At 62.4% G+C, this 7,691-nt stretch carries 7 protein-coding genes, 1 pseudogene and 1 riboswitch; of the genes and pseudogenes, 5 read left to right on the top strand and 3 right to left on the bottom strand.

What is annotated here, in order from left to right; translation table 11 throughout:
- Window positions 1-84: 84 nt before the first annotated feature.
- Genes AB4Z11_RS16495 through AB4Z11_RS16480 form a run of 4 tightly spaced genes read left to right on the top strand, consistent with a single transcriptional unit; the run spans window position 85 to window position 3,880 of the window.
- Window positions 85-582, top strand: a complete 498-nt coding sequence (locus AB4Z11_RS16495) for a MarR family winged helix-turn-helix transcriptional regulator (protein ID WP_442026326.1) — start codon at window positions 85-87, stop codon at window positions 580-582.
- A 7-nt stretch (window positions 583-589) separates the two neighbouring features.
- Window positions 590-2,812, top strand: a complete 2,223-nt coding sequence (locus AB4Z11_RS16490) for an FUSC family protein (protein WP_442026325.1) — start codon at window positions 590-592, stop codon at window positions 2,810-2,812.
- Window positions 2,802-3,002 (top strand): DUF1656 domain-containing protein, encoded by a 201-nt coding sequence (locus tag AB4Z11_RS16485; protein ID WP_442026324.1) that lies wholly within the window; start codon window positions 2,802-2,804, stop codon window positions 3,000-3,002. Before AB4Z11_RS16490 ends, AB4Z11_RS16485 begins: the two co-directional genes overlap by 11 nt.
- 11 nt (window positions 3,003-3,013) lie before the next feature.
- Window positions 3,014-3,880 carry an efflux RND transporter periplasmic adaptor subunit gene (locus AB4Z11_RS16480; RefSeq protein ID WP_442026323.1) on the top strand — a complete coding sequence of 289 codons (867 nt, stop codon included), beginning with the start codon at window positions 3,014-3,016 and terminating at the stop codon, window positions 3,878-3,880.
- Between the two features lie 28 nt (window positions 3,881-3,908).
- Here the strand turns inward: AB4Z11_RS16480 and AB4Z11_RS16475 are convergent, their stop codons facing one another.
- The 3 genes from AB4Z11_RS16475 to AB4Z11_RS16465 form a co-directional block, all read right to left on the bottom strand.
- Window positions 3,909-4,220, bottom strand: coding sequence for a hypothetical protein (locus AB4Z11_RS16475; protein ID WP_442026322.1), 312 nt, complete (start codon window positions 4,218-4,220; stop codon window positions 3,909-3,911).
- Window positions 4,221-4,223: 3 nt separating this feature from the next.
- A complete protein-coding gene (locus AB4Z11_RS16470) occupies window positions 4,224-4,883 on the bottom strand; it encodes a thiol:disulfide interchange protein DsbA/DsbL (RefSeq protein WP_442026321.1) in 660 nt (219 codons plus the stop codon).
- Window positions 4,884-4,985: 102 nt separating this feature from the next.
- Window positions 4,986-6,917, bottom strand: coding sequence for a TonB-dependent receptor (locus AB4Z11_RS16465; RefSeq protein ID WP_442026320.1), 1,932 nt, complete (start codon window positions 6,915-6,917; stop codon window positions 4,986-4,988).
- A 74-nt stretch (window positions 6,918-6,991) separates the two neighbouring features.
- A riboswitch (cobalamin riboswitch) is annotated at window positions 6,992-7,280 on the bottom strand.
- 80 nt (window positions 7,281-7,360) lie between these two features.
- Between AB4Z11_RS16465 and AB4Z11_RS16460 the strand changes: the two are divergent.
- Window positions 7,361-7,691, top strand: a pseudogene (locus AB4Z11_RS16460) (hypothetical protein); the annotation flags it as partial.

Here is a 7,691-nt window from a genome sequence, read left to right as displayed (position 1 = left end):
GCGCTCGGAGGAGGCCTAAAAATGTCTTTACCTTAGGTCAACAATAGTAAAATTTGGCTTTCGATTGCACAGGAGTGACTGCACATGGGCAGTTTTGATGCCACCAACAAGCGCCTGAAGAATATTCACACGCGCATGCCGGGATTCCCGGAGGACCTGATGCGGTTGCTGCGCATGACGTACCACGTCCAGAAGCGCATGAAAGATCTGTCGAACGCAGTGCTGCGCAAGTATGACCTGGTGGATGCCAGCTATATGGTCCTGGCCGTATTGTACGGCTCTGAAAATGAAACATCGACTGCTTCGACTTTGGGCGAAGCGTGTATGGAAAAACCGGCGAACCTGACCAGGGTTTGCAACGATCTGGAATCGCAAGGCCTGATCACTCGCGGCAACCGTCCGGGCGACCGCCGCTGCGTGATGATTTCGCTGACCGATGCCGGCCGTTCGCTGATCGAACAGGTGATGCCCGAAGTCTGGGCGCGTACGACCCGAGCCTATGACGGCTACGATCCGGAAGATATCCGGGCACAGGAACAGCTGTTCAGAAGACAGCTGGATAACTTAGAACACAGTTTATAGAGCTATCATGACGCCCTCTCCAGCCACCGCCAAACCAAGCATCAAATCCGCGGCGGGCTGGGTGGGCAGGCAGGTCCTCGATTGGGCTGCCACCGACGGCGGGCGCTGGATGTTTGTAGCCCGTACGATGGTGGCGGCCTTTTCCGCTTTATGGCTGGCCTTCCGCCTCGGCCTCGATTCGCCCGGCACGGCGATGACCACCACCTTCATCCTGGCCCTGCCGAGCAGCGGCATGGTACTGGAAAAGGCTTTCTACCGTTTGCTCGGCACCATCGTCGGCTGTTCCGCCGCGCTGCTGCTGGTTGGGCTGTTCCCGCAGCAGGCGCCCTTGCTCTTTCTCGGCCTGGCGCTGTGGGTAGGCCTTTGTACCGCCGGTGCGGCAATGCACCGCAATCAGCAATCCTACAGCTTCGTGCTGGCGGGCTATACGGCCGTGATGATCGGCGTTCCTTCGCTGGACCATCCCACGGCCGTGTTCTCGCTGGCGGTGACGCGCGCCACCGAAGTAGGCCTGGGCATCATCTGCGCTTCCGTCATCAACGACGTGCTGTTCCCGCGCGCGCATGGCCCGCTGGTGATGCGCACGGTGCAGGCGCGCTTCGAAGGCTTCCTCGGCTTCTGCCAGAAGGTGCTGGAACATAAGCTGTCGCCATCGGAAGCGGAAGTGTCGCATCTGCGCTTTGCAGCCGACATCGCGGCGCTGGAGTCCGGCCGCGCGGCAGCCTTCTTCGAAGCGGCGCATGCGCGTTCGCACACGCGCCAGCTGCATGCCTTCAATGCCGCGTTCATGACGGCGCTGACCACCTTCTACACGCTGCACCGCCTGATCGACCGTGCGCGCTCGCAGCCTGATTCGCCGGTGCCTGGCCTGCTTGAACCGCTGCACCGCCAACTGGCGGGCGCCATGTCGGCCGCCATGGCGGCCGCACGCACAGCGGCGCCTGCGCCGCACACCGACGGCAGCCATGGCGCAGCAGCGGCCTTTGACGCACTGCGCCCGCAGCTGGCCGCGTCCATTGCCGATGCCCGCGATGCACTGGCGCTGGCCGATGCGGACTGCGATGCAGACACCTCGCGCCGCTGGCGCATCGATTTCGACACGGCCGTCGAGCTGCTGGAGCGCTTTGCCGGCAATATCGCCTCGTTCGCGGCGCAGTACGACGGCCTGGCGCAGCGGCGCCGGGTGCAGGTCAGCGAACCGCAAGCCTACGCACCCAAAACGCCGCCGGGCATTGTCATCGCCAGCGGTGTGCGCGCCGCGCTGATGCTGCTGGCCGCCGCGACGATCTGGTACTGGATGGTGTGGCCGCAGCTGGCCAATATGGTCGTGCTGGGCACCGTGTTCTGCGCGCTGGCTTCGTCCTCGCCGCGTCCAACGGCAATGGTGAAGCAGATCATGATCGGCTTCCTGGCCGCTTTCCCGCTGTGCTTCGTGTCCGAGTTCTACCTGGTGATTCAGGCAAACGATTACCCCATGCTGGTGCTGGCCGCCCTGCCCTTGCTGGCACTGGCGATGTGGCTGACGTCCGATCCGAAACGCGGCGGTATCGGCGTCGGCATGGCCTTGTTCACCAGCCTGTTCATCGCGCCAGCCAACCATATGAGCTTCGACGTGGGCGCCTACCTGAATGGCGCCATCTCGCAGATATTGGGTGTGCTGATCGCTTACGCGGCCTTCTCGGTGCTGYTGCCGGAGCACACCATGGGTAATCGCGAACACGTTGCTGCGGCCCTGTGGCGCGAGGCGCTGGACGCCTGCACCGCGCGCCTGTCCGGCAGCGCAAGCCGGCCTGCCGCCGTCGCGCAGTCCGCGCGCCGCCTGCGCCATCGCTTCGACAACCGTGTACGCGACCTGCTCAGCCAGCTCAATGCAGCCGCCGGACCGGCGCCCAGCACTGACGCCCGCGCCGTCGTGCGCCAGGGCCTGACCTTGCTGGAACTGGGCCACGCAACGATCGAACTGCGCGCCCTGCTGGCGACGTCCCAGCAGGGCCCCGTGCGCGAGGCGCTGCAGCGCGTCGTCGACAGCCTGGCCGCGCACCTGCGTGCACCGGAGCGCGTCTCCAGCACGGCCGCACAGGCAGCAATTCTGGCCGCCGGCCCGGTACTACGCGGCGCGCTGCCCGATGCATCAGCCGAGCGCCTGCCGCGCCTGCACACCGCACTGACCGATCTGCATTCCATTTACACATCCCTGCTCGACCAAGGAGAAACCAGCCATGCCGCGTGAACTGTCCGTGTTCGGCGTTCTGATCCCAACCGTTCTGCCGCTGTTCTTCGCCAGCCTGCTGCTGCAAGGCTTGCTGGATGGCGTGCTTGGCTACCTCGGCGTGTATCGCCGCCTATGGCACCCCGCGCTGGTGCGGCTTTCCCTGCTGGCCTGCATTTTCGGCGGCTTAATCATCAATCTCTATCAATAAGAAGACTCCCTATGCTGACCAAGATCTTCCGCTTTACCATCAGTGCCTTATTGCTGCTTGCCGCCCTGTGGGCCGGCAAAACGGCCTGGGACCGCTACGAGGAATCGCCATGGACGCGCGATGGCCACATCCGCGCCGACGTCATCAACATCGCGGCCGACGTTTCCGGCACCGTCACCGAAGTGCTGGTGAAGGATAACCAGTACGTGCAGAAAGGCGATGTGCTGTTCGTGATCGACAAGGAGCGCTACACCAGCGCCCTGGCCCAGGCCAATGCCGCGCTGTCCGCGCAGCAGGTGGAGAAAGGCCGCCGCAGCAGCGAAGCCAAACGCCGCGCCGCGCTGGGCAGCGACGTGATCTCCGCCGAGAACAAGGAAACGGCGGACTTCGCCGTCAGCAGYGCCACCGCCCAGATCGAGGCGGCACAGGCCGCGCGCAAGCTGGCGCAGGTCAACCTGGAGCGCACCGTGGTGCGCGCGCCGGTCAGCGGCTTCGTCACCAACCTGAATGTGCATGCAGGCGATTTCGCTTCCGTCGGCGCCGCCAAGCTGGCCCTGATCGACAGCGAGTCCTACTACGTCATCGGCTATTTTGAAGAGACCAAACTGCCCCTGCTGCAGCAAGGCGCCAAGGTCGATATGCAGCTGATGGACGGCGTGCGCATGCAAGGCCATATCGAAAGCGTAGCGCGCGGCATTACCGACCGCGACGCCACCACCGGCCGCGAACTGCTGGCCGACGTGAACCCGACCTTCAACTGGGTGCGCCTGGCGCTGCGCATTCCGGTGCGCATCCACATCGACAATACGCCGAAGGGTCAGGTGCTGGTGGCCGGATCAACCTGCACGGTGGTGATCGACGAGAAGAAGCACAGCTAAAGAAAAAGCCCGCGGTTGCGGGCTTTTTTTATCGCTGCGGCGAGGTATGCCACATGGCGTAAGCAAGATGTTCCCACCAGTGTTCGCGTGAATGGACACTGACGATGCAGGCCTTGTCGATCTCTTCGGGGAACACGCGATCGCGGCACTGCTTGTTGATCAGGGCATTGCGCTGGTTCTCCGCATTGATCAGGGCAATCGCCATCCAGAAGACGAGACCGCACAGCAGCACGATGAGCGTCCATGCCACCTGGTTGATGCGGGTGCGGTTGAACAGGCGCGATTCGTCCGGGATCGAATCCCGGTATGCCTGGATCACGTCTTCTTCACGATTTGCCATATCTTATTTCTTGCCTGCTGCGGCCTTGTTGACCAGGTAATCCATCACGACCAGGGTCTTCTGCTGGGACAGCGATTCCGGTTCGCCCGGACGGCCAGCTTGCGACGGCGAAGTCACATAACGGCCATCGATCACGATGGTCGGTGCGCTGTCGACCTTGTAGGAGTTGATCAGCTGGTTCGCACGCTTCATTTTAGACTGCACACCAAAAGAATTGAAGGCTTCCAGGTACTTGGTCTTGTCGATGCCTGCCTTGGTTACCACCTCAGTGATGGAGTCGTCGGTCATCAGGCGATTGTGCTCAACGTGGTATGCGCGGAACAGCTTGTCGTGCGCCTGGTCCACCTTGCCCATCGCTTCCAGGGTCAGGTAAGCGTGTGCCAGCGGGTCTTTCTCGCCGGTGCGCGGGAAATGCACGCGCTTGAACACGATCTTGTCGGCATTCTTCTTGACCCAATCAGCCATCATCGGCTCCAGCGCATTGCAGTGCGGGCAGGAGTACATGAAGAACTCGATCACCTCGACCTTTTTACTGCCGGTATCAGCGTGAACCGGAGTATCGAGAACCTTGTAGTCAACGCCTTGCTGCGGTTCCGCGGCATAGGCGCCGGCAGCAGTGAACATAAAGGCGGCGGAAGCCAGCATGAGACGCAGGAAACGCATATTCATCCTTCAGAATGGGTGGTAAACGCCGCGAGATTAACATTTTTTGGGGCGAAATGTCTCCCCCGCGGCGTTTTTAAGCCACTCTTAAGTGGCCCTCTGTCAGAAGTCGTAGCGGACCGACAGTTTCAGCTGGCGGCCGTCGCTCGGGTAAATGCCAGCGTTGCAACCGAAAGCGGCGGTGAAGTAGTGGCGGTTCGCCAGGTTGGTGCCCTGCACCGCAACCTCCCACTGGCCGAAGCGGCGCGCATAGCGGGCGTCGATGGTGGCGAAGGACGGGATGCGGCCCAGGCAGGTATTGGCGAAGTCCGCGCCATAGCGCTGCTGGTCCACCCACTGCACGCCCACATCGGCGGTCTGGCCATCGGAAGGCAGCCAGGCCAGGCGTGCGGTCACGATGTTCTTCGGCACCAAGACCATTTCATGGCCATCATTAGGACCATCGCGGAACTGGGCTTTCACGTGCTGGTAATGGCCGCTGACCTGCCAGTCTTTCGCCACGTTGGCGCTGGCGTCGAACTCGAAACCTTCACGGCGGGTCGGCGCCAGGTTGGTGTTGGCGCCAAACATGCCCGCGGTCGGATCGTAGAAGATCTCGTTGTTCAGGTTATGGCGGAACACGCGCGCATCCAGCTTGATGCCGGCCAGCGAGTAGCCGGCACCCAGTTCGACGTCATGCGAGGTCTGGGTTTTCAGCGGCTGGTTGAACACCGGCGTGAAGCCATTTTCGTCGGCGTTGGCGACGCGATAGCTCTGGCCGGTCTTGGCGTAGACGGTCAGGTTTGGCGCGGCCAGCACGCTGCCCTGCACTTCCCAGGCGTTGTGCGACTGGGTCACGTCGTACACGGAATTGAAGCCCAGCGGATCTGTCGCGACCTTGTCGAACAGCTCACGGCGCACACCAGCGGCGATACGTGGCAGATACTGGCCGCCAAACTTGATTTCGTCGCGCACGTAGAAAGCCTTGGAACGCTGGGTGGTTTCGTACGTGCCGTCGGTCACGCGGTTCCAGCGCTGGAAATCGATACCGGTCACCAGTTCGTTCAGCAGACCGTCGAATTGCGCCAGGTGGCGCACGCGTGGCGAGAACTGGGTTTGTTTGCTGTCGTAATGCGAGCTGAAAGTGCCGAAAGAGCTAATGTAGGTCGCTTCGGTGGTCTTCTTGCGGTGCGACAGTTCGGCAGCGATGTCGAAGTTGCCAAGCTTTTGCTCGTAGGTGGCGGTATAGCGATCGCTATCCAGCTTGCCGAAATCGTTCGGCGTGTCGGTATGGCGCGGATTGTTCTGGAATTCCAGCAGGCTCAAAGACCCGGCAAAGCGGTTGTCCTGGCGCGCGATGTCAGCGCGCACACCAAAGCGGCCGTACTCGGTGTTCCACTGCGCGCCGCCATTGAATTTGCTCTGCTTGAATTCGTTGTTGTCGCGGTAGTTGTCGGTGCGCTGATGGCCGGCCGACAGGTCCACTGCGAAGTCGTTCCATGCCTTGGCCACGGAGCCGCGCACTTCGCCAGTGGCGAACTGGCCGCCTTCCGCGTACACGGTGCCGCGCGTGGTGTTAGCTTCCGGACGCTTGGTGTGGATCTCGATCACACCGCCCGTTGCGCCTTCGCCGTACAGCACACTGGCGCCGCCACGCATGATGTCGATGCGCTCAACGGAGTCGATCGGAATGGTGGACAGCAGCGGACCATTCAGCTCATTCTCGGACAGGCGCACGCCGTCCAGCACCACCACCATATTCTGGTCGCTGTTGGTGCCGAAGCCGCGCAGGTCGAGGCCGAAGTCCGGGCTGCCGGTCAGGCTCTGGCGGCCGTACACGCCACCGATCTTGCGGATCGCCTGGTTCACGTCAGCCGCGCCGGCGCGGCGGATTTCAGCCGCGCTGATGGAGGTGGCGCCAATCGGCAGCAAGGCCGGATCGGCAGCGAAGCGGGAACCGGAGATGACAACAACGTCGCCTTCCGCGAACGCAGGCGCGGCAAAGCAAAGGGAAACGGCCAGCGCCARCGCGCTGCGGGATGCAAAGGTATTCATGGACAAACCAGTACAGAAAAAGTATCCGCCTGCGTCCCCGCAGCCGGAATCCAAAGAAGCCCCGCCGTTGCGGGCGCGCTTCCACCTCCCTGGCCGGTATCCGGGCTGGCAAGTCGAACCGGTTCACCTTCCTATGCTGTCTGCATAGTGGTCTTCGAACCGGCATGCCAAAAACCGGGAAGCGTGAATCTGGTGGCAGGCACGATGTGCCTGCCACCGGTATTCCGGTTTTCGAGTGGCGCTTGCTTACCGTTGCGGGGGCAGCACACCTTGGCTTGCGCGCTTCTGCGCACGCGGCCTTGTGTTTCCCGTTTAACTGCGTCCATGAGCAGGACGCGTGGCACCAGGGCGCCGACATTATAAACCGTTTGTCGCAAAAGTTTGCCAAATTGGTAAAAGGCTGGCTAAATTGCACGGGTTGCCGATTTATCTATTGGAGAGATATGCGAAGCACCCTGAAATGGCTGCCCGCCGTCGCGCTGGTGGCCGCTGCGTCCACCCTGATGGCACAAGGCGCTAAGACGCCAGTCCCCGCAACAGTGCCCGCCGCGGCAGATGATATTCCCCTGGTTCCCGGCCGCTCCGCAGCCGTCAGCACGCCCAGCGCATCCAGTGCCTGGGGCGGTGCGCGCACCGGCGCCGAAGCGACGCTGTCCGACCGCGTCGTGAATTACGAGATCGACGCGACGCTCGATCCCGTCAAGCACACGGTGGACGGCAAGCAGAAGCTCACCTGGCGCAACCGCAGCGACAAGCCTGTGCGCAGCGTCTACA

This window comes from Pseudoduganella sp. RAF53_2 (assembly GCF_052113985.1).
Lineage (GTDB): Bacteria > Pseudomonadota > Gammaproteobacteria > Burkholderiales > Burkholderiaceae_D > Rugamonas.
Note: the sequence above shows the minus strand (reverse complement) of the source record. Positions and strands in the feature narration are given on the sequence as shown.